This is a genomic window from Pseudomonas sp. LFS044 (assembly GCF_047978245.1).
In the GTDB taxonomy this organism is placed as follows: Bacteria; Pseudomonadota; Gammaproteobacteria; order Pseudomonadales; family Pseudomonadaceae; genus Aquipseudomonas.
This window is the reverse complement of record NZ_JBFPFX010000019.1, coordinates 47,091-68,464: the sequence shown is the minus strand read 5'-3', so window position 1 is coordinate 68,464 and position 21,374 is coordinate 47,091. Positions and strand designations below refer to the sequence as shown.

Sequence of the window (21,374 nt, the reverse complement as noted above, 5' to 3'; positions counted from 1 at the left end):
TCAAGGCGTTGTTGTCATGAGTGAAGATGCACAAGATGTGGTGCTGGTCGTCGAGGACGAACCGGCGATTCGCATGATCCTGCGGGATTACCTGGCAGGCGAGGGCTACCACGTGCTGGTGGCCGAAGACGGTGAGCAGGCATTCGCGATCCTGGCGAGCAAGCCGCACCTGGACTTGATGGTGACCGATTTTCGATTGCCCGGCGGTATTTCCGGGGTGGAGATCGCCGAGCCTGCAGTGAAGTTGCGACCGGATCTGAAGGTGATCTTCATCAGCGGGTATCCGGCGGAGATCCTCGAGTCGGGCAGCCCGATTGCGCGCAAGGCGCCGATCCTGGCCAAGCCGTTCGACCTGGATACCTTGCACCAGCAGATCCAGACACTGCTGCGTTGAAGCTTGCGGCCTCTCGCGGGGCAAGCCCGCCCCCACGGACTGGGCTGCCCCAGGTTGGATTGGTGTCCAACTTCTTGGGGGTAGTCTGTGGGAGCGGGCTTGCCCCGCGAAGAGGCCCTGAAGGGCTATCGAAGCGTTCGCTCGATCCCACCGACCAGCATGCTCTCCATCAGCGCCAAACCCTGCTTTTGCGGCAGTGCCTTGAGCATCCCCGGCAACTGGTTCAGCAACGTCGCCACCACATGCGCCGTCGCCACCAACGCTTGCCCCGGCAGCTTCGCCTGCGGCGCGATCAAGCGCAGTAACCCCGCTTCATAGCGCTTGCGCAACGAAACCAGGCGCCCTTGCTGCTCCTCGCTCAGGCAACAGAAATCCCGCTCCGCCAGGCGAAACTGCAGCGGCCGCTCGGCGTGCAATTGCCAATGCGCAGCAATCAGGCAGGACAGCGCCGAACCGCCGCGGGCCATCGCCCTGCGGCCAAGCTCCAGGGTGGCCTGCAACTCCTCGTACAACTCCTCGATCAAGTCGTAAAGCAGGTCCTGCTTGCTGGGAAAGTGGTGGTACAGCGAACCTGCAGTCAACCCCACATGCGCCGCCAGTTCGCGCATGCTCACCTGGCCGAAGCCTTTCTCGGCGAACAGCGCCAGGGCCAGATCACGCCGCTCTTCAAAGCTGGCACAGCGCATCGCGGCGTTGACTGGGGGCATGCTGGTCGCTCCTCAGTAGGTGAAGAAACCGCGGCCGGTCTTGCGCCCCAGCCAACCGGCCGCGACCATTTCCTTGAGCAGCGGGGCAGGGCGGTACTTGCTGTCGCTGAAGCCCTCGTGGAAGGCCTCCATGATCGCCAGCAAGGTGTCCAGGCCAATCAGGTCGGCCAGCGCCAGCGGGCCGATCGGCTGGTTGCAGCCCAGGCGCATGCCGGTGTCGATGTCCTCGGCACTGGCCAGGCCTTCCTGGCGCACGAAGATCGCTTCGTTGATCATCGGCACCAGAATGCGGTTGACCACAAAACCCGGGCGGTTGCCAGCGGTGATCGGCGTCTTGCCGAGCTTCTCGGTGACCAGCAGTGCCTGGGCGTAGGTGCTGTCGCTGGTCTGCAGGCCGCGGATGATCTCTACCAGCGCCATCATCGGCACCGGGTTGAAGAAATGCACACCGATGAACCGCTCGGGGTGCTCGATGCTGGCCGCCAGCTGGGTGACCGACAGCGACGAGGTGTTGGTGGCGATCAGGCAATCGGCCGCCACGTTCGAGGCTACCTGTTGCAGGATGCGCTGCTTGAGTTGCAGGTTTTCGGTGGCCGCCTCGATCACCAGTTGCGCAGTATTCAACTGCGCGTAGTCGGTGGTGGTGCGGATGCGTGCTTTCGCTGCCGTGGCGCGCTCGGCATCGAGGGTGCCTTTGTTGACTTGGCGCTCCAGGTTCTTGCCCAGGGTGGCCGCGCCCCGCTCCAGCGCGGCGTCGGACACATCCACCAGCAACACCGGGTAGCCGGCCACCGCGCACACCTGCGCGATGCCGTTGCCCATGGTGCCGGCGCCGATCACGGCGATCTGTTCAATGCTCATGGTGCCCATTCCCTCAAACGCGCTCGAAGACAACGGCGATGCCCTGGCCGCCGCCAATGCACATGGTGGCCAGCGCGTAGCGGCCCTGGATGCGCTGCAGTTCATGGATGGCCTTGGTGGCGATGATCGCCCCGGTGGCGCCGACCGGGTGGCCCAGGGAAATGCCCGAACCGTTCGGGTTGACCTTCTCCGGGTCGAAGTCCAGTGCGCGGGCCACGGCGCAGGCCTGGGCGGCGAACGCTTCGTTGGACTCGATCACGTCCAGGTCGCTGAGCTTCAGGCCGGTTTTCTCCAGCACCTTCCGCGTGGCCGGGATCGGGCCCAGGCCCATCAGTTCCGGTTCGACACCGGCGTGGGCATAACCCACCAGGCGTGCCAGCGGCTTGAGCCCCAGGCGGCGCACGGCGTCACCGGTGGCCAACACCAGGCCGGCCGCACCGTCGTTGATACCGCTGGCGTTGCCGGCGGTCACCGTGCCGTCTTTCTTGAACACGGTCTTCATGCCGGCCAGCTGCTCGGCGGTCACATCGCCGCGCACATGCTCGTCCACGGCGAACTGCACCGTGCCTTTGCGGGTTTTCAGCTCCACCGGGACGATCTGGCTGTCGAAACGGCCCTCGGCAATGGCGCGCGCCGCGCGGCGTTGGCTGGTCAGGGCCAGTTCATCCTGCATTTCGCGGGTGATGCCGTGCTTGGCGGCGACGTTTTCTGCGGTGATGCCCATGTGGAAGTGTTCGAAGGGGTCCTGCAGCACACCAACGGTGTAGTCGATGCCTTGCAGGTCGCCCATGCGCGCGCCCCAGCGGGCTTGCGGCAGCAGGTAAGGGCCGCGGCTCATGGACTCGGCCCCGGCGGCCAGGGCCACGTCGGCATCACCGAGCAGCAGGCACTGGGTGGCCGAAACGATCGCCTGCAGGCCCGAGCCGCACAGGCGGTTGACGTTGAAGGCCGGCGTTTCCTTGGGGATGCCGGCGTTCATCGCGGCAACCCGCGACAGGTAAGCATCCCGCGGTTCGGTAGGGATCACGGTGCCCATGACCACGTGGCCGATGTGCTCGGCGGCCACGCCCGAACGCTCGATGGCGGCGCGGCTGATGGAGGTGGCCAGGTCGGCCAGGGGCAGGTCCTTGAGCGAACCGCCAAAGCCACCGATGGCGGAACGGACGGCACTGACCACGTAGATTTCTGCGCTGCTCATAGAGGCTCCGATTGCGTAGGCATGGCGGGAGCGGGCCAGGCTCTGCGAGAATGGCCGGCGATCCCGGATGGGGTCCGAGTCTAGGCAAAGGCGCTGTTGCAGCCTATGCCGGATCTGTTCAGTCAACCTGGCACTTTTTGCCACTCAGCATAGACAGTGAATACCGCCATGCGCGATAGCGACACGGTCGCCGTGTACTTCCTGAACGCCATGCTCCACGCCCTGCGGGGCCAGCCCGAGGTCCGCGATGCGCACCTGCGCGCGGTGGGCATCGACCCGGCGCTGCTTGGGCAGGCCCAGGCCCGCGTGCCTGCCAAGGCGTTCGCTCAGCTGTGGCTGACACTGATCCACGTGCTGGACGATGAGTTCTTTCGCCTCGACAGCCATGGCATGCCGCTGGGCAGCTTTGCACTGATCTGCCGCGGCCTGATCCAGGAGCCGAACCTGGAAAAGGCCCTGCGTCAGTGCATGGGCAATTTTGCCCTGTTCCTGCGTGACCTGCGTGGCAGCCTGACGGTGCGGGCCGGGCGGGCGGTGATCAGCGTGCAGTCGCAGATTGCCGACCCATCCACCCGAGTCTACGCCGAAGAAACCTACCTGGTGCTGGTGATCGGCCTGCTGTGCTGGCTGGCCGGGCGGCGCATTGCCATCCACCGCACCGAGCTTGCGGTCGCGCGCCCTGCCCAGGACGACGACCTGCTGTTATGGGGGCCTGATTTGCGGCTGGGCAGCGGGCGTACCGAGGTCGAATTCGACAGCGCCTGCCTGCGCCTGCCGGTGGTGCAGGACTTGAGCAGCCTCAAGACCTTCCTGCGCAGCGCACCCCAAGGGTTGGTGATCCGCTTTCGCAACCAGGGCGGCCTGGTCGCCGAGGTATACCGGCACCTGCGTGCACGGCGTTACGGGCAATGGCCCACCCTGGAGGCGCTTGCCAGGCAACAGGGCATCAGTGCCAGCACGTTCCGCCGGCAACTGGAGCGCGAGGGGCGTTCGTATCAGCAGATCAAGGATGAGGTACGCCGGGCGATGGCGTTCGAGCGCTTGCGTGAGGGGGTGATGAGCGTTGCTGAAATTGCCGAGCAGGCAGGGTTTCAGGAACCCAGTGCGTTTCACCGGGCATTCAAGAAGTGGACAGGGCAGAGCCCGGGGAGCTACCGGGCCCGGTTGGCGGGGCGATAGCGTTAACCGTAAGGCCCTTTCGCGCAGGACCGCCGCGCAAGGGCCATTGGCTCAAGCTTCAGTCTTCCAGGTTTGCCGCCAGCGCCTTGACGCGCTTCAAGTCGCCCTTGGCTACTTTGGCCACCCCCGCGCCATATTCGGCATCAGCCTTGTACAAGAACGACAAGATGATGTGCTTGCTGTCGTCATCGGCGTCGACGAGTGATTGACCGAAGCTGTTCACCAGGTCACGTTGCTCGCCTTTGCTGTAAGAGCGGTACAAGTCACCCGCCTGTTTGAAGTTCTGCTGCTTTGCCATGCCCTGCTGCTGGGTAGTCCCGCTCAACGGTAGTTGGCTATATCGAGCTGAAACCGTGGTGGTGCGTGGCTGCAGTCGGCTGGGTTCGTAGTTGACCATGCCACGGGTGCGCCCGGGGTTGAGCGCACCATCCTGGTTACCATTGTTGACGGCTGCGCGCGGCTGGTTGATCGGCAGGGCCGCAGCATTGGCGCCGACCCGGTACATCTGGGTATCGGCGTAGGAAAACAGCCTGCCTTGCAGCAAGCGGTCCTCGGACGGTTCGATGCCCGGTATCAAGTTGGAAGGCGCCAGGGCGACTTGCTCGGTTTCCTGGAAGAAGTTGCCGACATTGCGGTTGAGCACCATCTGACCTACTCGGCGCTCGGGCACTTCAGGCCAGATTTTGGTGGCATCCAACGGATCGAATTCGAACTGGGTCAACTGCTCCGGGCGCAGGGTCTGGATATAGAGATCCCACTTGGGATAGTCGCCGCGACCAATCGCGCTGACCAGGTCCTGGGTCATGTGGCTGAAGTGCTTTGCCTGAATCTGTTCGACTGCCTTGGGTGTGAGGTTTTCTCGGCCCTGCAAGCTCTGCCAACGAAACTTCACGTAGGTGGCTTCACCTTGGGCATTGACGAACTTGTAGGCGTGGACGCTGTTGCCATCCATATGCCTGTAGCTCCTGGGCGTTCCCTCGTTGGAGTAGAGCAGTGTCAGGGTACGGGTGGCTTCCGGCATGTGCGAGAGCAGATCGAAGCGCCGGGCGTCATTGGCCAGGTTGTTACGCGGGTCGGGTTTGAAGGCATGCACCATATCCGGGAACTTGATCGCATCACGTATGAAGAAGGTCGGGAAATTGTTGCCTACCAGGTCCCAGTTGCCGGTGCTGGAGTAAAAACGGGTGGCGAAGCCACGCGGGTCACGCAGGGTCTCGGGCGAGTGCAGACCGTGAATCACCGAAGAGAAACGGACGAATACCGGCGTCTTTTGACCAGGCGTGAACAGCGGCGCCAGGGTGAGTGCGGAAAGGTCTTCGAAGGCGGTGAATTCGCCGTGGGCGCCTGTACCACGTGCATGGACCACGCGCTCCGGGAGCCGCTCGCGGTCGAAGCGCTGGAGCTTCTGGATCAATTGAACGTCTTGCAACAGCGTCGGGCCTGTGGCGCCGGCAGTCTGGGAATGCTGGTTGTCACCAACGGGTGCGCCATTGTCTCGGGTGAGGGGTTGGGCCAGCGCCGCAGGTGCAAGAAGTGCGGCGCATAACAGAACTGAGGCAGATGAGGGCAGGCGGGTTATTAGCATGGGGTGGCTCACGGCTCGTTATTGGAGCCCCGATGCTAATAACGCCGCCTGGATGACACTGTCAGCAGAGTCCTCCGCGTGTTGTCTGATGTTTCACTCCAGGCAAATCATGCCGGAACCATGGCAAAGCCCACGCCAAACCGGTTCCAGGCATTGATGGTGGCGATGGCCAGGGTCAGGTTGACCACCTCGGCTGGCTCGAAATATTCCTGCAGTGCCTCATACTCCGGTTGGGGCGCACCGCGCTCTGGCAGACGGGTAAGGCTCTCGACCCAAGCCAGCGCCGCACGTTCACGCGGTGTAAAAAAGTGCGTTTCCTGCCACACGGCCAAGGTCTGCAAGCGCGCCTCGGTCTCGCCGGCCTTGCGGGCGTCATTGGCATGCATGTTGACGCAGTAGGCGCAGCCGTTGATTTGCGAAGCGCGCAGGCGCACAAGCTCCAGCAGCGAGTTCTCCAGGCCGCTCTTGGCCAGGGCCTGTTCCAGGCCGATCATGGCTTTGTAGGCTTCGGGTGAGTGTCTGGCCCATTCGATACGGTTATGCATGGCGATCTCCAAGGAATGTGGGTTGGACATGGCGCTACCTTAGCGCCACCCGTTCATCGGGCCGATAGCCAATTCTGCGCATTGCCGGGAGGCCAATTGCACCATTCAGGTGCCCACTGATGTGCATCCAATCTCTTCATTTCTGCCCCGCCTGGCGAAGCGGGATAATCTCCTGACTATGGAAACAGGCGATCGCGTAATGAGAGGTGCTTTGAATTTGCTGTTGGTGCTGCTGTTGGCGCTGAATTTGCGACCCATACTGACCAGCATTGGCCCGCTGCTCGAACCGATGCGCGCCAGTACCGGCCTGGGTTACCAGCAAGCCGCACTGCTGACCGCGCTGCCGGTGCTGTGCATGGGCCTGGTGCCGTTGCTGCAGCCATGGCTGCGCCGCTGGGTCAGTGAGCACGGCGGCATGCTAGGTGGGCTGGCGGCTATCAGCCTGGCCTGCCTGTGGCGGCTGCAGCTGGACAGCGCCTGGGCGCTGATTGCCAGTGCGGTGCTGGCCGGGTTGGGTGTGGCGGTGGTGCAGGGCATGATGCCGGGGCTGGTCAACCGCTGGTTCCCCCATCGCCTTGCAGGGACCATGGGCCTGTATTCGGCGGCCTTGATGAGCGGCGGTGGGCTGGCTGCGGTGCTTGGCCCACACATCAGTGGTTATTTCGGCCATTGGCAGGCAGGCCTCGGCCTGTGGGCGATTCCCGCTGTGCTGGCCGTGCTTGCCTGGGCAGTGCTGCGCCCGCGTGAAGCGGCGCCCAAGCTGGCAGGGGCTGCCGAGGGGCATTGGTTCGGCACGCGCCGGGCATGGCTGCTGGCGCTGTACTTTGGCCTGATCAACGGCGGTTACACCAGCATGGTCGCCTGGCTGCCGGCCTATCACCTGGAACATGGCGGCACGGCCCAGGGCGGTGGTGACCTGGTGGGCCTGATGACCCTCTTCCAGGTCGCAGGCGCGCTCGGCTTGCCGTTGCTGCTGCGGCGCTTGGCGGACCGTCGGCCTGGGCTTTGGCTGGCATTGTCGGTGCAGCTGATGGGCTTTCTGGGCTTGTTGCTGGCGCCGGCAGCGGCAATGGGCGTGTGGGTGGCGATGATCGGTTTTGGCCTGGGTGCGTGCTTCAGCCTGAGTCTGACCTTGACGCTCGAGCACCTGAAAACACCCGGTGGGGCAGGGAGCCTGGCGGCGTTCGTGCAGGGGATCGGCTTCATCATCACGGGCATCGTGCCGTACATCACCGGTTGGTTGCGTGACGTCAGTGGTGACTTCCAGGCGTCATGGACGCTATTGACCGTCACGGTGCTGGCGATGCTGCTGGTGACCGCGTGTTTCGCACCACGCGGCTATGCCGCCGCGATTGCGCGGCCACGCCAGGGCGGCAAGGCAGCCGCCGTCAACTGAGGCGCTGCAACGTATCGCGTACGCGGTCCAGCGCCGGGTCGATATCCAGCACTTCGATGGCGCCAAAGCCGAACACCAGCCCAGGCCGCACTGGCACTTCACTGAAGAAAGGCGCCAGCGAGTAGAGGCCGACTTCGACCTTGCGGGCGAGGTTGGCCAGCAGCTCGATATCTACGCCGGCTTGCGCCAGGGCGCTGAGGTGGAACCCGGCACTGGCCGGCACGGCCTCGAACCACGGCGCCAGGTCGCCCTCCAGCCGCGCCAGGATGCGCGCGCGGCGGGCACTGTAGATGTCGTGGCAGCGGCGGATGTGCTTGCTCAGGTGCCCTTCGCTGATAAACCGCGCCAGCGCCCACTGCAGCAGCGTCGGGCTGTGCCAGTCGCTCAGGTGCTTGGCCACGCAGGCAGCGCCGAGCACGGCCGGTGGCAGCACCGCATAGCCCAGGCGCAGTTCTGGCAGCAGGGTCTTGGAGAAGGTGCCGACGTAGGCCACCAGGCCATGCTGGTCGAGGCGCTGCAGGGCTTCGGAAGGTGGGCCTTGGTAGCGGAACTCACAGTCGTAGTCGTCTTCGATGATCAGCGCGCCGAGCTCGGCGGCCCTGGCCAGCAACGCTTGGCGGCGTGGTTCGCTCATGGGCATGCCGAGCGGGAACTGGTGCGAGGGGGTCACGTAGATCAGCCGGGTGCCGTCGGCGATCTGCTCCACGCACATACCTTGATCGTCCACGGGTACTGATTGCAGGCGTGCACCGAGGGCCAGGAACAGCTGGCGTGCGGGCGGGTAGCCGGGGTCTTCCATGGCCACCGGGCAGCCGGGTTCGATCAGCACCCGGGCAATCAGGTCCAGCGCCTGTTGGGCGCCGTTGCACACCAGGATATCGGCGGCGCTGCAATGCACGCCGCGGGCGAAGGCGATGTGGTGGGCGATGGCTTCGCGCAGCTCGGGCAGGCCTTGGGCCTGGAACTGTCGTTCGGGGTGGCGCTGGCTGCGGCGCAGGGCGTAGTTCAGGCAGCTGCGCCAGTGGTCGAACGGGAATTGCGACTTGATCGAGGCGCCGCCTACGAAGTCGTACCGCGAGGGTGCTTCATGGGTGCGTCTGGCGAGTACGGTGGCGCGTTGTTGCCAGCGGTCCAGCGAGGCTGCGGCGGCGAGGGGCACGGTTTGTGATTCGCTGCTGCGCACTGGCTGGCGTGGGGTGATGAAGGTGCCGCGGCCGACAACGCCACTGAGGAGGTTGTCGTAGGTCAGGCGCGAATAGGCTTCGGCCACGGTTTTGCGTGACACGCCGAGTTGTTCGGCCAGCAGGCGGGTGGGTGGCAGTTGGGTGCCGGCGGCGAGGTGGCCACTGTCGATGCCGGCGCGCAATTGTTGGTAGAGCTGGTCGGCCAAGCCTTTTCGGCCTTCCAGGCGAATGTGCAGTTCCATGATGGTGTCCGGGGCGCGAGAGTGCTGAGGATAGCGGAACTTTGCAAAATTCTGGTGCTGCCCTCAACCCCGCAGTCGGTATGACCGACCCACATGGGTTACAGGGGAGTGCACGCACATAGGTAACAGTCTTTAACTGGCTCTGGCTCTGGCTCTGGCTCTGGCTCTGGCTTTGGCTTTTGCTTTTGCTTTTGCTTCTAAGCGCGCAATAGTCCAGACGACATAGATTGCGACTTCAGGAGGCCGAGTGGAGGTCTTGCGGAGGGAGGTGACGGGCAGGATGCCCGGCAAGCGCTTCGGCCCATGGATGGGCCGTGGGCGCGGTCCTCCCGGGAGCAAGGCCGGAGCGAGGGAACCCCGGAGCGAAGCGTAGGGGCCGGATGATGGGAGCGGGCGGTTTTGGTTACTTTGGCCAAGACCAAAGTAACCCGCCGTAAGGGCGGAAAGGTGACTCAGCGCCGCCATCGCGAATGGATATGCTCGCAAAGCCAAAAGCCAAAAGCGCGTCGGTTCTGATGTGTTTGAGCAGATCCATTGGCTGTGGCGACGCTCACTCACCTTTCCGCCCTTACGGCGGGTCACTTTTTGGCAAACGCCCCAAAAAGTAACCAAAAAAGGCTGGCTCCTATCATCCGGCCCCTACGCTTCGCTCCGGGGTTCCCTCGCTCCGGCCTTGCTCCCGGGAGGACCGCGCCCACGGCCCATCCATGGGCCGAAGCGCTTGACGGGCATCCTGCCCGTCACCTCCCTCCGCAAGACCTCCGCTCGGCCTCCTGAAGTCGCAATCTGTGTCGTCTGGGCTATTGCGCGCTTAAAAGCAGAAGCACGGCAACAGCAACAGCAACAGCACGGCAACGGCAACGGCAATGGCTGGGGGCGTTGTTGGTTTCAGAGCCGGGCCGTGCTCACGGTGATATAGCCTTTGTCCACCAGTGCTATGCGGATCACCGTCTCATCCGCCTGCGCTTTGTGCTTTTGCTTGATACAGACGCCGTCAACCGCCACCGCACGCATGCGGTGGGCGATGGCGCGGCCGTAGGCGTCGAAGAACACCTCGCTGGCCAGCAACTCGATGCGCTCGATCAGCTGCCGTGTTCGCTCGTCGGTGGCACAGAAGAACAACACCCCCGACAGGTGCGGGTCTTCATCCGGGTTGTTGACCTCATGGGCCAACAGCTCGCGCAGGGTGCTGCGCAGCTCGGCGGTAGTGTGGGCGTGTGGATGCATAGGGCAGCTTCCTCTGATCGCAAGTGCCGATGATGTTTTCGCCGGGCGAGCGCGACAAGTAGGGCGTTTCCGAGAGGGTGGGTAGGAATTTTCTGAAGATACAGAATGGATGCCGTGGATTTATTGATGCTGCACAATTACGCATCTGATTGCGCGAGTACCGAGGACATCGATGAACAGCCATTTTCAAGCCGTCGACCTGCAAAAGGCCTACCGCCTGCTCAACCACGGGCCGACCGTGCTGGTGTCGGCCAGCCACCAAGGCGTGGACAACGTCATGGCCGCCGCCTGGGCCTGCGCGCTGGACTTCGACCCACCCAAGGTCACCGTGGTGCTGGACAAGATCGCCCGCACCCGGCAATTGATCGAAGGCAGTGGCTGGTTCGTGATCCAGGTACCGACCGCCGCCCAAGCGCAACTGACCCATCAGGTCGGTACCCGCAGCCTCTTTGATCACCCCGACAAGCTAGCCAGCATCGGCGTTGAACTGGAACGCGTCGAAGGGCACGCAGCGCCGCTGGTCAAAGGCTGCTCGGCCTGGTTGATGTGCCGCGTGATCGACGAGCCGCACAACCAGAGCACCTATGACCTGTTCATCGGCGAAGTGGTGGCCGCCTGGGCCGATGACCGGGTGTTCCGTGACGGGCACTGGGCCTATGAGCAGGCCGACCCGCAGTGGCGCAGCCTGCACTATGTGGCGGGTGGGCATTTTTATGCCATCGGTGAGCCGGTGGTGGTAAGGCAGCAGGATTGATGTAGACAGTGCTGCTCCATTCGCGGATACAACACCGGCCTGTAGGAGCGGGTTTACCCGCGAATGGGCCGCACAGCGGCCCCTCGCACCATCAACCCATGACCTCCTGCTTGAACCGCAACCGCCAACCATGCAGCAACGGTTCGGTATACCCGCTCGGCTGCTCACGCCCCTTGAACACCAGCTCCCGCGCCGCGCAGAAGGCATGCGACCCTGCAAAGTCAGCAGCCATCGGCCGATACGCCGCATCGCCGGCATTCTGCTGATCGACCACCTTGGCCATCCGCCGCAGCGTCGCCTCCACCTGTTCGGCGCCAACCACGCCATGGTGCAGCCAGTTGGCAATATGCTGGGCCGAGATGCGCAGGGTGGCGCGGTCTTCCATCAGGCCCACATCATGGATGTCCGGCACTTTGGAACAGCCCACACCTTGCTCGACCCAACGCACCACATAGCCCAGGATGCCTTGGCAGTTGTTCTCCAGTTCGGCCTGGATGTCCTCTGCGCGCCATGGCCTGTCGGGGCTGACCGGAATACTCAGCAGGTCGCGCAGCAACGGCGCGTGCTCGCGGGCCAGGTCGGCCTGTTCCAGTTGCTGTTGCACCGCCGCTACATCGACCTGGTGATAATGCAGGGCATGCAGGGTCGCGGCAGTGGGTGAGGGCACCCAGGCGGTATTGGCGCCAGCGCGAGGCTGGGCGATTTTCTGCTCGAGCATCGCCGCCATCAAGTCGGGCATTGCCCACATGCCTTTGCCGATCTGCGCCTTGCCGCGCAGGCCGCAGGCCAGGCCAACCAGAACGTTGCTGCGCTCATAGGCCTGGATCCAGGCGCTGCCTTTCATGTCGCCTTTGCGCAGCATGGCGCCGGCCTCCATGGCTGTGTGCATCTCGTCGCCGGTGCGGTCGAGGAAACCCGTGTTGATGAACACCATCCGCGCCGCCGCGCTGGCGATGCAGGCTTTGAGGTTGACGCTGGTGCGCCGTTCCTCGTCCATGATGCCCATCTTCAGCGTATTACGTGGTACGCCAAGCAGGTCTTCGACACGGCTGAACAGCTGATCGGCGAAGGCGACTTCGGCCGGCCCGTGCATCTTTGGTTTGACGATGTACAGGCTGCCCTCGCGGGAGTTGCCGCGGCGCTTGAGGTCGTGCAGGCCGATCAGGCTGGTCACCACCGCGTCGAGGATGCCCTCGGGAATCTCGCGGCCGTCTCGGTCATGGATCGCCGGGTTGGTCATCAGGTGGCCGACATTGCGGATGAACAGCAGCGAACGGCCCGGCAGGCTCAGCGGCTTGCCGTCTGCCCCTTGGTACTCGCGGTCTTTTGACAATGCGCGGGTGAAGGTCTTGCCGCCCTTGCTGACCTGCTCGCTCAGGTCGCCTTTCATCAGGCCCAGCCAGTTGCGGTAGACGTTGACCTTGTCCTCGGCGTCCACAGCTGCCACCGAGTCCTCGCAGTCGATGATGGTGGTCAGCGCAGACTCCACAAGGATGTCCTTGACCCCAGCGAGGTCAGCCTCGCCGATGGTGCTGCTCGGGTCGATCTGAATGTCCAGGTGCAGACGGTGGTGTTGCAGGACGATCGCCGAAGGCTTGCCTGGCTCGCCCTGATAACCGCGCAGTTGGCTGGCCTGCTTGAGGCCAACCTGGCGGCCATCTTTCAAGGTGACCAGCAGCGCGCCTTGGCTGATTGCGTAAGCCGTTGCCTCGCTATGCGAGGCGCCTTCGAGCGGCGTGGCCTGGTCGAGCAGGCTTCGGCCGAAGGCAATGACCCGTGCACCCCGCGTGGGGTTGTAACGCTCGCCGCGCTCGGCGCCGTCGCTGTCGGCAATCGCATCGGTGCCGTACAGCGCGTCATACAGCGAACCCCAGCGGGCGTTCGCGGCGTTGAGGGCATAGCGGGCGTTGCTCAGTGGTACTACCAGCTGGGGGCCGGCTTGCTCGGCGATTTCGCGGTCAACGTGGGTGGTGGTGATGCTGACCCTCTCGGGGCTTTCGACAAGGTAGCCAATGCCGCGCAAGAACGACTGGTACGCCGCCATGTCCGTGATCGGGCCTGGGTGTTGGCGGTGCCAGGTGTCCAGTTCGGTTTGCAGGCGGTCGCGTTCGGCGAGCAGTTCGCGGTTGCGCGGCGCGAGGTCGTGGACCAGGGTGCTGAAGCCCTGCCAGAACGCGGTGGCGTCGATGCCGGTACCGGGGAGGACTTCGTCCTCGATGAAGCGCTGCAGGAGGGGGGCGACCTGGAGATGATTGGGCATGGTAGTTCTGCTCTTATTCATACTTGGAGAAATCCGTTGTGGGTGATGGCCTCTGGCGGGTAAACCCGCTACAGGTGCAGCGTCGGGCCTGAGAAGCGGGTTTTCCGACTACAGCGCCCCGGCTCCCGCTTTGGCCACCTGGGCATCTTGTTCGGGCTTGACCCCGGAAACGCCGATGGCACCCACCACCTGGTCCTCCACCAGCAAGGGCACTCCACCTTCCAGGCTGGTCAGCAGGGGCGCGGTCACGAACGCCGTGCGCCCGCCGTTGACCATCTGCTCGTAGTCGCGCGTTTCCTTGCGCCCAAGCGCCGCGCTGCGGGCCTTTTCCATGGCGATGTAGGCACTGGCCGGCGCGCAGCCATCCATGCGCTCCAGGCCCAGCGGGTGGCCGCCGTCGTCGACCACCGCGATGGTCACGTTCCACTGTTGCGCCTGGGCTTCCTGGCGGGCGGCGGCGAGCAGGCGGGTTACTTCGGCCTGGCCGATCACGGACTTGCTATGCATGGCGGTTCTCCGGGTCAAGGGCAGCTTCGACGATTTCGATCCAGTGGCGCACCGGCGTGCGCCCGGCACCGTCAAGGTGGGTCTGGCAGCCGATGTTGGCGGTGGCGATGACTTGTGGCTTGCCGCTTTCCAGCGCGTTAAGGCGGTTGTCGCGCAGTTGCCGCGACAGCTCGGGCTGGGTCAGCGAGTAGGTCCCGGCCGAGCCGCAGCACAGATGGCCGTCCGGTACCGCAGTCAGGGTGAAGCCCAGGCGGGTCAGCAGGGCTTCAACCTGGCCACCGAGCTTGAGTGCATGCTGCAGGGTGCAGGGGCAATGGAAGGCCAGGCGCTGCTCCGCGCACAGCCCCAGTTGCTCGATGGGTTCGTCACGCAGCACTTGCACCAGGTCACGCGACAACGCGCTGACCCGGGCGGCCTTGGCGGCATAGTGCGGGTCCTTTTCCAGCAGGTGGCCGTAATCGTGTACGAACGCACCGCAGCCGCTGGCGGTCTGCACGATGGCTTCGGCGCCGGCCTCGATGGCCGGCCACCAGGCATCGATGTTGCGTCGGGCACGCTCAAGGCCGCGCGCCTGGGCATTGAGGTGGTAATCCACCGCGCCACAGCAGGCGGCTTCGAACGCAGGTACCACGCTGATGCCCAGCCGGTCGAGCAGGCGCGCGGCGGCGGCGTTGGTGTTGGGCGACAGCGCCGGTTGCACGCAGCCTTCGAGCAGCAGCACCCGACGGGCGTGGCGCACCGCCGGGCGCTCGCCGGGCGCGGCTATCTGCGCTGGCAACTTGCTCTTCAGCGTGGCCGGCAGCAGCGGGCGCAGGGCCTGACCGGTGCGGGTCAACGCCTTGAACAGCGCCGGGCGCGGCACCACCGTGCGCAGGCCTTGGCGCAGCAGGCGCTGGCCGAGCGGGCGGGGCACCTGCTGCTCGACCACGGCGCGGCCGATGTCCAGCAGGTCATGGTATTTCACCCCGGACGGGCAGGTGGTTTCGCAGTTGCGGCAGGTCAGGCAGCGGTCCAGGTGCAGCTGCGTGCTGGTCGTTACCGGCTCGCCTTCGAGCACCTGTTTGATCAGGTAGATACGCCCACGCGGGCCGTCCAGCTCATCGCCGAGCAGCTGATAGGTGGGGCAGGTGGCCGTGCAGAAGCCGCAGTGCACGCACGAGCGCAGGATGCTTTCGGCCTCTTCGGCGCGGGCCAGGCGCTTGGCGGTGTCGCTCAGGTTGGTTTGCATGGCGTGGCCTCACAGGTCCGGGTACAGGCGGCCAGGGTTGAACACACCCTGGGGGTCGAGTTGCTGCTTGAGGGCGCGGTGGTAGCGCAGCAGCCCAGCGGGCAGCGGTGCAGTGCTGTCTTCACCTGTGGCGTAACCGGTGACGTGGCCGCCGGCCTTGGCGGCCTGTTCGCGGATCTGCCGTGCAGGGGCAGTCGATTTCAGCCAGCGCTGGGCGCCGCCCCAGTCGATGAGCTGGCGCCCAGGCAGGTCGAACTCACCGGCGGCAAGCGGCACCGACACACGCCACAGCGGTTCAGGCCCTTCGAAGAAGGCCAGGCGCTGCTCGCGCAGGTCGCCCCAGAAACGGCTGTCGAGCTCATCGCCGCCCAGGCGCTGGCGGGCCGATTGCACCGAGCCTTCACCGCCTTCCAGGCGCAGGTACAGTGCGTCGCCATCGTGGCAGGCGGCGCTGATCGGCAACGGTTGCTGGCCCCATTCGGCCAGCTCGGCCACGGCGTGATGCCGGTCCATTGGCAGGCGCAGGCTCAGGCACTGGCGTGGGCGCGGGAGCACTTTCAATGACACCTCGGTCAGTACACCCAGGCAACCGAAACTGCCCGCCATCAACCGCGACACGTCGTACCCGGCCACGTTCTTCATCACTTCGCCGCCAAACCGCAGCAGCTTGCCGTGGCCGGTAATGATGCGCGTGCCGAGTACGTAATCGCGCACCGACCCCGCCCAGGGCCGACGCGGCCCGGACAGCCCAGCCGCGACCATGCCGCCGAGGGTCGCGCCGGCGCCCAGATGCGGCGGCTCGCAGGGCAGCATCTGCCCGGCCTCGAACAATGCCGCCTCGATCTCCACCAGCGGCGTGCCGGCGCGGGCGGTGAGCACCAGCTCGGTCGGGTCGTAGCTGACGATGCCGCGGTGGTTGCGGGTATCGATGATTTCCCCGCCGATCGGGCGGCCAAGCATGGCTTTGCTGTTGCTGCCCTGGATGCGCAGCGGGGTGTTCTGGTTCAAGGCCTGGTTGACCTGCTCGAGCAGGTCCAGGCTGATGTCGCGGTCCATGCCCATCAGAAGCGCTCCAGCTCAGGGAAGGGCAGTTGCCCGTGGTGCACGTGCATTGCGCCGAACTCGGCGCAGCGGTGCAGGGTGGGGATGTTCTTGCCGGGGTTGAGCAACCCTTGGGGGTCGAACGCCGCCTTGACCGCATGGAACAGGGTGATTTCGTCGCTGTTGAACTGCGCGCACATCTGGTTGATCTTTTCCCGCCCGACACCGTGTTCACCGGTGATGCTGCCGCCCACGGCCACGCACAGTTCCAGGATGCGCCCGCCGATAGCCTCGGCGCGTTCCAGCTCGCCCGGCAGGTTGGCATCGAACAGGATCAGCGGGTGCATGTTGCCGTCGCCGGCATGGAACACGTTGGCCACACGCAGGCCGTATTCCTCGGACAGCTCGCTGATGCCTTTGAGCACCCGTGGCAGCTCGCGCCGCGGGATGGTGCCGTCCATGCAGTAGTAGTCCGGCGAGATCCGCCCCACGGCCGGGAAGGCGTTCTTGCGCCCGGCCCAGAAGCGCACGCGCTCGGCCTCGTCGCAGGCCAGGCGCACTTCGCGGGCGCCGGCTTGCTGCAGCACGGCCGCCACCCGCTCGCAGTCATCCTGCACATCGGCCTCCACACCATCCAGCTCGCACAGCAGGATGGCCGCTGCGTCTACCGGGTAGCCGGCGTGGATGAAGTCCTCGGCGGCGCGTATCGCCAGGTTGTCCATCATTTCCAGGCCACCGGGGATGATGCCGGCGGCGATGATCTCGGCCACGGCACGGCCGGCGTCCTCCACATTGTCGAAACTGGCCAGCAACACCCGCGCCACCTGGGGTTTGGGCAGCAGCTTGACGGTCACTTCGGTGACGATGCCGAGCATGCCTTCGGAGCCGGTGAACAAGGCCAGCAGGTCGAAACCCGGGCTGTCGAGGGCGTCGCTGCCCAGGGTCAGGTGTTCGCCTTCGACGGTGAGGATCTCGACCTTGAGCAGGTTGTGCACGGTCAGGCCGTATTTCAGGCAATGCACGCCGCCGGCGTTCTCGGCCACGTTGCCTCCGATGGAGCAGGCAATCTGCGAGGAAGGGTCGGGTGCGTAATACAGGCCATGTGGCGCAGCCGCCTGGGAGATGGCCAGGTTGCGAACACCCGGCTGAACCCGCGCGAAACGCCCTTGCGGGTTAACCTCCAGAATGCGGTTGAAGCGCGCCATCACCAGCAGGATGCCCTTGGCCAACGGCAGCGCGCCGCCCGACAACCCAGTACCCGCGCCGCGTGCAACCACCGGCACGCCACGCTGGTGGCACAGCTTGAGCAGGGTCTGCACCTGTTCCAGACGTTCGGGCAGCACCACCAGTAGCGGCACGGTGCGGTAGGCCGAAAGGCCGTCGCATTCGTAAGGTTTGAGGTCTTCAGCGCGGTGCAGGATTTCGAGATCGGGCAGTGACTCGCGCAAGGCCTTTAGCAGGTCAGGCAGGTCTACGGCAGGCAGCGCGCCATCGACCCGTTCGTCGTAGAGAATGTTCATCAGGCTCACTCACCGGCAATTTTTGTTGTTGTGGGTAGACCAGTCACCTTCGCAGCCTGCGCGCGCTGGCGGGTGAGGTCGAGCCGCTCGCGCACTGGTCCTACCAGTTTTTGCGCGATGCACTGGTTATTTGCAGGTTCCGCCAGCTAAATTGGCGCAAGGTGTAGCAGTGGTCCTACCAGTTGGAGTGCGCGCATGGGTGCTGAAGGCAAGGCCAAGATCGCCGATCAGGTGGCAGAGCGGGTCGAGCGGCTGATCGTTGAAGGTGTGCTGAAGGTCGGTCAGGCCTTGCCGTCGGAGCGGCGCCTGGTGGAAAAGCTCGGCTGCTCGCGCTCGGCGCTGCGCGAGGGCCTGCGCATCCTGCGTGGGCGCGGGATCATCGACACTGAGCAGGGGCGCGGCTCGTTCGTGGCCGACCTGACCGGGCAGCAGGCAGGGGCCACACCCTTGATGCACCTGTTCAGCTCGCAGCCACGCACCCTGTTCGACCTGCTCGAAGTACGTGCCTTGCTGGAGGCCGAATCCGCACGCCTGGCAGCGTTGCGGGCCACCGAGGTCGACCGCCTGCTGATCCGCCGCCGCTACGAAGACATGCTCGCGGCCCACGCTTCGCCAGAGGGCCTCGATGCTCGCGAGCATGCGCGGCGCGACCATGCCTTCCACCGCGCGATCAGCGAGGCCTCGCACAACCCGGTGCTGGTGCATACCCTGCAGTCGCTCAGCGACCTGACCTTGAGCACGGTGTTTGCCTCGGTCAACAACCTGTACTGCCGGCCGGCGCAGAAGCGCCAGATCGACCGTCAGCATGCACGGCTTTATCAGGCGGTGATGGAGCAGTTGCCGGAACAGGCGCAGCGGGCGGCGCGCGAACATATCAACGGGATTCGCGACAGTTTGCGCGAGATCGAACAGGAAGAGCAGCGCCTGGTGCGGGCGACGATGCGCATGGATGGGTGGGGGTGAGCCACCCGTCCCGGCCTCTTCGCGGGGCAAGCCCGCTCCCACAAGTACACTGCAAGGCTTGAAGCTGCGCATATCCTGTGGGAGCGGGCTTGCCCCGCGAAAGGGCCAGCGCAAACGCTACTGTGCCAGGTGCCTGATCATCGCCACCGTCAGGTACAACCGCGGCGCGACGCTGCTCAGCTCGATGTATTCATCGTCGCCATGCAACCCCGCCCCGACCACACCCAGCGTTTCCAGCACCGCTGGCTTGTCGCTGCCTGGCACGTAGGCATAACCGGCATCAGTACCGAAGCGCATGGCAATCGGCTCGATCTTGTGGCCGACCTCGCCGTACAGCTGTTGCGCGGTCTGTGCCAATTTCGCCGAAGCGTCATTGCGCGCCAGGGGCGGCCGGCCCTTTTCCACGGTGACGGTGGTTTGGGTGTCTGCCACCAGCTGCTTTTTCACGATGCGCTGGGCATCAGCCTGCACGCGGTCGGTTTCGGTCAGGTCCGAATAGCGCATGTCGGCTTCGGCCGTGGCCAGTGCCGGGATGATATTGGCTTTTTCACCGGCCTTGGCCAGGGTCCAGTTTACCGTGGTGCCTTTGCCGGCATCACCCAGGTCCTTGAGCTGAAGCAGCTGGTGGGCCAGTTCGGTCAGCGCGTTGTGCCCTTGCTCGGGCGCGGAACCTGCGTGCGAGGCACGGCCCTTGACCTCAAGCTTGAGGCGGTTGATGCCGTTGGTGGCCACCGTGACGGCGTCCTTGTCCGGCGGCTCGTAGGAGAATACGTAATCATGCTTGCGGGCCAGCTCGGCAATGATCTGCCTGGAGCCGGCCGAGCCCATTTCCTCGTCTGGGTTGAACAGCACCGTAAGCGTGCGGTAGCCCTTGAATTCCTGCTGCTGCAACAGCTTGAGCGCATGCAGGATCATCGCCACACCGCCCTTGGCATCGGCAACGCCCGGGCCGTAGGCGCGCGGGCCGTCAACGCGGAATGGGCGTTTGGCCACGGTGCCGGGCACGAACACGGTGTCGTAGTGGACCATCAGCAGGAAGTCCTTGCTGCCGGAGCCTTTGAAGGTGCCGACGATGTTGTCGCCCACGGAGGGTGTTGCGGGGTGGGTCTGGACGTCGGCGCCCAGTGCCTTGAGGCGTTTGACCAATTCGGCGCTGATTTGCGTAAGGCCAGCTTCGGTGCCGGTGCCGGTATCGACCGAAACCAAGGTCTTGAGGGTTTCAAGGTAGGCCGGTTGTTCGCCCTGAGCCTGTTTGAGCAGGTCCTGGGGAGAGGGATCGGCGGCGGTGGCGTGCGTGCAGGCGATCAGTAGCGCCAGGGCGATGGCGTGGGGAGGGCGGGGCAAAGGCATCGGTTCTTCCTTGTTGTGGTGAACCGTTGAGCCTAGTCCCTGAGCTGTGAGCCTGCAGCGCTAATTGTGGCCCTATCGCGGGCAAGCCCGCTCCTACGGGGGCGGGCTTGCCCGCGATAGGGCCGTAGGGGCATCAATGGTGCGCGACTGGGTCATCCTGGGACAGTATCGCCCGGGCCAGTTCTTCATCACTGGCCTGCAGGCCAGGGTTGTCCTTGCGGGCCTGTTCCAGCGCCGACTCCACATAGGCGCCACGGATGGCACCACCACTGGCGACGAATGCAGACAGCTCGTCACGGGCGGGGATGATCCGTTTGTCATCCTTGAAGGTCGAGTACAACGAGGCCGAGACACCCGCCGAGGTGGCGACGTCGCCCGCATCGACGCGGGCCAGGGCAGCACCGGCAGGCAGCAGGAGCAGCAGCGCAGGGGCGAGGAATAGGTGGCGCATATCGTGATCTCCAGTAGCGTGAAGCCCAAGGGAATTACCACTCAGTGTTTAAGATGGCGGAACACGGGCGGTAGTTCCCTTGCTGCTGATCAGGCCAACGGGTTTGAGGCAGCCGGCCGCTTCGCGGGCGCACGCCGATAGAGGGGCCGCGGCGTGCTGGGGTCCAGTTCTGTGAGCGTGCTGCCAGCTGCCTTGAACCCGGCGCGCTCGGCCAGGCGCTGGCTGGCCTTGTTGTCGATATCGGTGGTCAGCCACACAGCACTGTCGACGGCGTCCAGCAGAGCGATCAGCGCTTCGCGCATGAGCCCATGGCCGCTGAAGGCCTGGTTTGCCCAGTAGCCCACTTCATATTCGTCATTGCCCGGGCGCAGGCCGATGCAGCCGATCACGGCCTCGCCGCCTGGTTGCAGCACGAAAAAGCGCTTTTCGGCGGCTGGGTCAAGGAACTCGCTGGCGCTCAGTTGCAGGCTTTCGCGTACCTCTTCCAGCGTCCAGTCGGGCTTGGCCCAAGCCAGGAAGGGGGCGTGCAGGTCATAGCTGCCTAGCAAAGCCTGGCGCAATTGCTCGGCAAATGCCGAGTCCGGGCGGGCCAGGCGCGTGCGCGGGGTGGACAGGGTATGGGGCAGAGCGGGGTAGGGCATGGGGGCCATCCTGGCGAGGTTGTTGGGAGCATCTAAGCACATTCTGCTGGCGAACATGTTCACGTTGAAGCCACGGGCCTGAATCGGCCTTCTGGATCGATCGAATGGGCTGGGTTAAAACTACCCAGCCGCGTTCTGCTT

General features: G+C 64.9%; 20 protein-coding genes. 5 read left to right on the top strand and 15 right to left on the bottom strand.

The window, feature by feature from the left end:
* Positions 1-16: 16 nt before the first annotated feature.
* Positions 17-394 carry a response regulator gene (locus tag ACNQPL_RS17200; protein WP_176511937.1) on the top strand — a complete coding sequence of 126 codons (378 nt, stop codon included), beginning with the start codon at positions 17-19 and terminating at the stop codon, positions 392-394.
* 125 nt (positions 395-519) lie between these two features.
* Here the strand turns inward: ACNQPL_RS17200 and ACNQPL_RS17195 are convergent, their stop codons facing one another.
* The 3 genes from ACNQPL_RS17195 to ACNQPL_RS17185 are packed head-to-tail and all read right to left on the bottom strand — an operon-like array spanning position 520 to position 3,160.
* Complete coding sequence (locus tag ACNQPL_RS17195; RefSeq protein WP_346612992.1) at positions 520-1,101, bottom strand: TetR/AcrR family transcriptional regulator; 582 nt, start codon at positions 1,099-1,101, stop codon at positions 520-522.
* A 12-nt stretch (positions 1,102-1,113) separates the two neighbouring features.
* Positions 1,114-1,962, bottom strand: coding sequence for a 3-hydroxybutyryl-CoA dehydrogenase (locus ACNQPL_RS17190; RefSeq protein WP_346612993.1), 849 nt, complete (start codon positions 1,960-1,962; stop codon positions 1,114-1,116).
* Positions 1,963-1,975: 13 nt separating this feature from the next.
* Complete coding sequence (locus tag ACNQPL_RS17185) at positions 1,976-3,160, bottom strand: acetyl-CoA C-acyltransferase family protein (protein ID WP_346612994.1); 1,185 nt, start codon at positions 3,158-3,160, stop codon at positions 1,976-1,978.
* Between the two features lie 168 nt (positions 3,161-3,328).
* Here ACNQPL_RS17185 and ACNQPL_RS17180 point away from each other — a divergent pair, with 168 nt between their 5' ends.
* Positions 3,329-4,339 carry an AraC family transcriptional regulator ligand-binding domain-containing protein gene (locus tag ACNQPL_RS17180; RefSeq protein ID WP_416467337.1) on the top strand — a complete coding sequence of 337 codons (1,011 nt, stop codon included), beginning with the start codon at positions 3,329-3,331 and terminating at the stop codon, positions 4,337-4,339.
* A gap of 58 nt (positions 4,340-4,397) precedes the next feature.
* On the opposite strand, the gene ACNQPL_RS17175 is transcribed toward ACNQPL_RS17180, so the two are convergent.
* Positions 4,398-5,924, bottom strand: a complete 1,527-nt coding sequence (locus ACNQPL_RS17175) for a catalase (protein ID WP_416467336.1) — start codon at positions 5,922-5,924, stop codon at positions 4,398-4,400.
* Between the two features lie 107 nt (positions 5,925-6,031).
* Complete coding sequence (locus tag ACNQPL_RS17170) at positions 6,032-6,469, bottom strand: carboxymuconolactone decarboxylase family protein (protein ID WP_416467371.1); 438 nt, start codon at positions 6,467-6,469, stop codon at positions 6,032-6,034.
* 199 nt (positions 6,470-6,668) lie between these two features.
* Here ACNQPL_RS17170 and ACNQPL_RS17165 point away from each other — a divergent pair, with 199 nt between their 5' ends.
* Positions 6,669-7,865 carry a cyanate transporter gene (locus tag ACNQPL_RS17165; RefSeq protein ID WP_416467335.1) on the top strand — a complete coding sequence of 399 codons (1,197 nt, stop codon included), beginning with the start codon at positions 6,669-6,671 and terminating at the stop codon, positions 7,863-7,865.
* Here ACNQPL_RS17165 and ACNQPL_RS17160 read toward each other — a convergent pair.
* Both ACNQPL_RS17160 and ACNQPL_RS17155 read right to left on the bottom strand, forming a co-directional pair.
* Positions 7,858-9,291 (bottom strand): PLP-dependent aminotransferase family protein, encoded by a 1,434-nt coding sequence (locus ACNQPL_RS17160; RefSeq protein WP_346612997.1) that lies wholly within the window; start codon positions 9,289-9,291, stop codon positions 7,858-7,860. The two genes, ACNQPL_RS17165 and ACNQPL_RS17160, sit on opposite strands and share 8 nt — an antisense overlap.
* Positions 9,292-10,179: 888 nt before the next feature.
* Positions 10,180-10,518, bottom strand: a complete 339-nt coding sequence (locus ACNQPL_RS17155; RefSeq protein WP_346612998.1) for a hypothetical protein — start codon at positions 10,516-10,518, stop codon at positions 10,180-10,182.
* 172 nt (positions 10,519-10,690) lie between these two features.
* On the opposite strand from ACNQPL_RS17155, the gene ACNQPL_RS17150 reads away from it, so the two are divergent.
* Positions 10,691-11,272, top strand: a complete 582-nt coding sequence (locus ACNQPL_RS17150; protein ID WP_387528084.1) for a flavin reductase family protein — start codon at positions 10,691-10,693, stop codon at positions 11,270-11,272.
* A 91-nt stretch (positions 11,273-11,363) separates the two neighbouring features.
* On the opposite strand, the gene ACNQPL_RS17145 is transcribed toward ACNQPL_RS17150, so the two are convergent.
* The 5 genes from ACNQPL_RS17145 to glcD all read right to left on the bottom strand — a co-directional run bounded on the left by ACNQPL_RS17145 (position 11,364) and on the right by glcD (position 17,828).
* Positions 11,364-13,532: a malate synthase G gene (locus tag ACNQPL_RS17145; RefSeq protein WP_416467334.1), complete on the bottom strand. Its 2,169-nt coding sequence runs from the start codon at positions 13,530-13,532 to the stop codon at positions 11,364-11,366.
* A gap of 108 nt (positions 13,533-13,640) precedes the next feature.
* Complete coding sequence (locus ACNQPL_RS17140; RefSeq protein ID WP_416467333.1) at positions 13,641-14,039, bottom strand: heme-binding protein; 399 nt, start codon at positions 14,037-14,039, stop codon at positions 13,641-13,643.
* Positions 14,032-15,267 (bottom strand): glycolate oxidase subunit GlcF, encoded by a 1,236-nt coding sequence (gene glcF, locus ACNQPL_RS17135; protein WP_346613002.1) that lies wholly within the window; start codon positions 15,265-15,267, stop codon positions 14,032-14,034. Before glcF ends, ACNQPL_RS17140 begins: the two co-directional genes overlap by 8 nt.
* Positions 15,268-15,276: 9 nt before the next feature.
* Positions 15,277-16,329, bottom strand: coding sequence for a glycolate oxidase subunit GlcE (gene glcE, locus ACNQPL_RS17130; protein WP_416467332.1), 1,053 nt, complete (start codon positions 16,327-16,329; stop codon positions 15,277-15,279).
* Positions 16,329-17,828 (bottom strand): glycolate oxidase subunit GlcD, encoded by a 1,500-nt coding sequence (gene glcD / locus ACNQPL_RS17125; RefSeq protein WP_416467331.1) that lies wholly within the window; start codon positions 17,826-17,828, stop codon positions 16,329-16,331. Before glcD ends, glcE begins: the two co-directional genes overlap by 1 nt.
* Before the next feature lie 195 nt (positions 17,829-18,023).
* Here glcD and glcC point away from each other — a divergent pair, with 195 nt between their 5' ends.
* A complete protein-coding gene (gene glcC / locus ACNQPL_RS17120) occupies positions 18,024-18,791 on the top strand; it encodes a transcriptional regulator GlcC (RefSeq protein WP_416467330.1) in 768 nt (255 codons plus the stop codon).
* 117 nt (positions 18,792-18,908) lie between these two features.
* Here the strand turns inward: glcC and ACNQPL_RS17115 are convergent, their stop codons facing one another.
* The 3 genes from ACNQPL_RS17115 to ACNQPL_RS17105 form a co-directional block, all read right to left on the bottom strand.
* Positions 18,909-20,141 (bottom strand): M20/M25/M40 family metallo-hydrolase, encoded by a 1,233-nt coding sequence (locus ACNQPL_RS17115; RefSeq protein ID WP_416467329.1) that lies wholly within the window; start codon positions 20,139-20,141, stop codon positions 18,909-18,911.
* Positions 20,142-20,274: 133 nt separating this feature from the next.
* Positions 20,275-20,592, bottom strand: a complete 318-nt coding sequence (locus ACNQPL_RS17110) for a DUF2388 domain-containing protein (protein WP_346613007.1) — start codon at positions 20,590-20,592, stop codon at positions 20,275-20,277.
* Positions 20,593-20,681: 89 nt separating this feature from the next.
* Positions 20,682-21,233, bottom strand: a complete 552-nt coding sequence (locus ACNQPL_RS17105) for a GNAT family N-acetyltransferase (RefSeq protein ID WP_416467328.1) — start codon at positions 21,231-21,233, stop codon at positions 20,682-20,684.
* Between the last annotated feature and the right edge of the window lie 141 nt (positions 21,234-21,374).

Bases quoted from the DNA above. Each gene is read 5' to 3' on its own strand.
- ACNQPL_RS17180 (WP_416467337.1), top strand. From the start codon at position 3,329: ATGCGCGATAGCGACACGGTCGCCGTGTACTTCCTGAACGCCATGCTC.
- ACNQPL_RS17155 (WP_346612998.1), bottom strand. From the start codon at position 10,518: ATGCATCCACACGCCCACACTACCGCCGAGCTGCGCAGCACCCTGCGC.
- glcE (WP_416467332.1), bottom strand. From the start codon at position 16,329: ATGGGCATGGACCGCGACATCAGCCTGGACCTGCTCGAGCAGGTCAAC.
- ACNQPL_RS17140 (WP_416467333.1), bottom strand. From the start codon at position 14,039: ATGCATAGCAAGTCCGTGATCGGCCAGGCCGAAGTAACCCGCCTGCTC.
- glcF (WP_346613002.1), bottom strand. From the start codon at position 15,267: ATGCAAACCAACCTGAGCGACACCGCCAAGCGCCTGGCCCGCGCCGAA.
- ACNQPL_RS17115 (WP_416467329.1), bottom strand. From the start codon at position 20,141: ATGCCTTTGCCCCGCCCTCCCCACGCCATCGCCCTGGCGCTACTGATC.
- ACNQPL_RS17160 (WP_346612997.1), bottom strand. From the start codon at position 9,291: ATGGAACTGCACATTCGCCTGGAAGGCCGAAAAGGCTTGGCCGACCAG.
- glcD (WP_416467331.1), bottom strand. From the start codon at position 17,828: ATGAACATTCTCTACGACGAACGGGTCGATGGCGCGCTGCCTGCCGTA.
- ACNQPL_RS17175 (WP_416467336.1), bottom strand. From the start codon at position 5,924: ATGCTAATAACCCGCCTGCCCTCATCTGCCTCAGTTCTGTTATGCGCC.
- ACNQPL_RS17170 (WP_416467371.1), bottom strand. From the start codon at position 6,469: ATGCATAACCGTATCGAATGGGCCAGACACTCACCCGAAGCCTACAAA.
- ACNQPL_RS17195 (WP_346612992.1), bottom strand. From the start codon at position 1,101: ATGCCCCCAGTCAACGCCGCGATGCGCTGTGCCAGCTTTGAAGAGCGG.
- glcC (WP_416467330.1), top strand. From the start codon at position 18,024: ATGGGTGCTGAAGGCAAGGCCAAGATCGCCGATCAGGTGGCAGAGCGG.
- ACNQPL_RS17150 (WP_387528084.1), top strand. From the start codon at position 10,691: ATGAACAGCCATTTTCAAGCCGTCGACCTGCAAAAGGCCTACCGCCTG.
- ACNQPL_RS17200 (WP_176511937.1), top strand. From the start codon at position 17: ATGAGTGAAGATGCACAAGATGTGGTGCTGGTCGTCGAGGACGAACCG.
- ACNQPL_RS17145 (WP_416467334.1), bottom strand. From the start codon at position 13,532: ATGCCCAATCATCTCCAGGTCGCCCCCCTCCTGCAGCGCTTCATCGAG.
- ACNQPL_RS17110 (WP_346613007.1), bottom strand. From the start codon at position 20,592: ATGCGCCACCTATTCCTCGCCCCTGCGCTGCTGCTCCTGCTGCCTGCC.
- ACNQPL_RS17105 (WP_416467328.1), bottom strand. From the start codon at position 21,233: ATGCCCTACCCCGCTCTGCCCCATACCCTGTCCACCCCGCGCACGCGC.
- ACNQPL_RS17185 (WP_346612994.1), bottom strand. From the start codon at position 3,160: ATGAGCAGCGCAGAAATCTACGTGGTCAGTGCCGTCCGTTCCGCCATC.
- ACNQPL_RS17165 (WP_416467335.1), top strand. From the start codon at position 6,669: ATGAGAGGTGCTTTGAATTTGCTGTTGGTGCTGCTGTTGGCGCTGAAT.
- ACNQPL_RS17190 (WP_346612993.1), bottom strand. From the start codon at position 1,962: ATGAGCATTGAACAGATCGCCGTGATCGGCGCCGGCACCATGGGCAAC.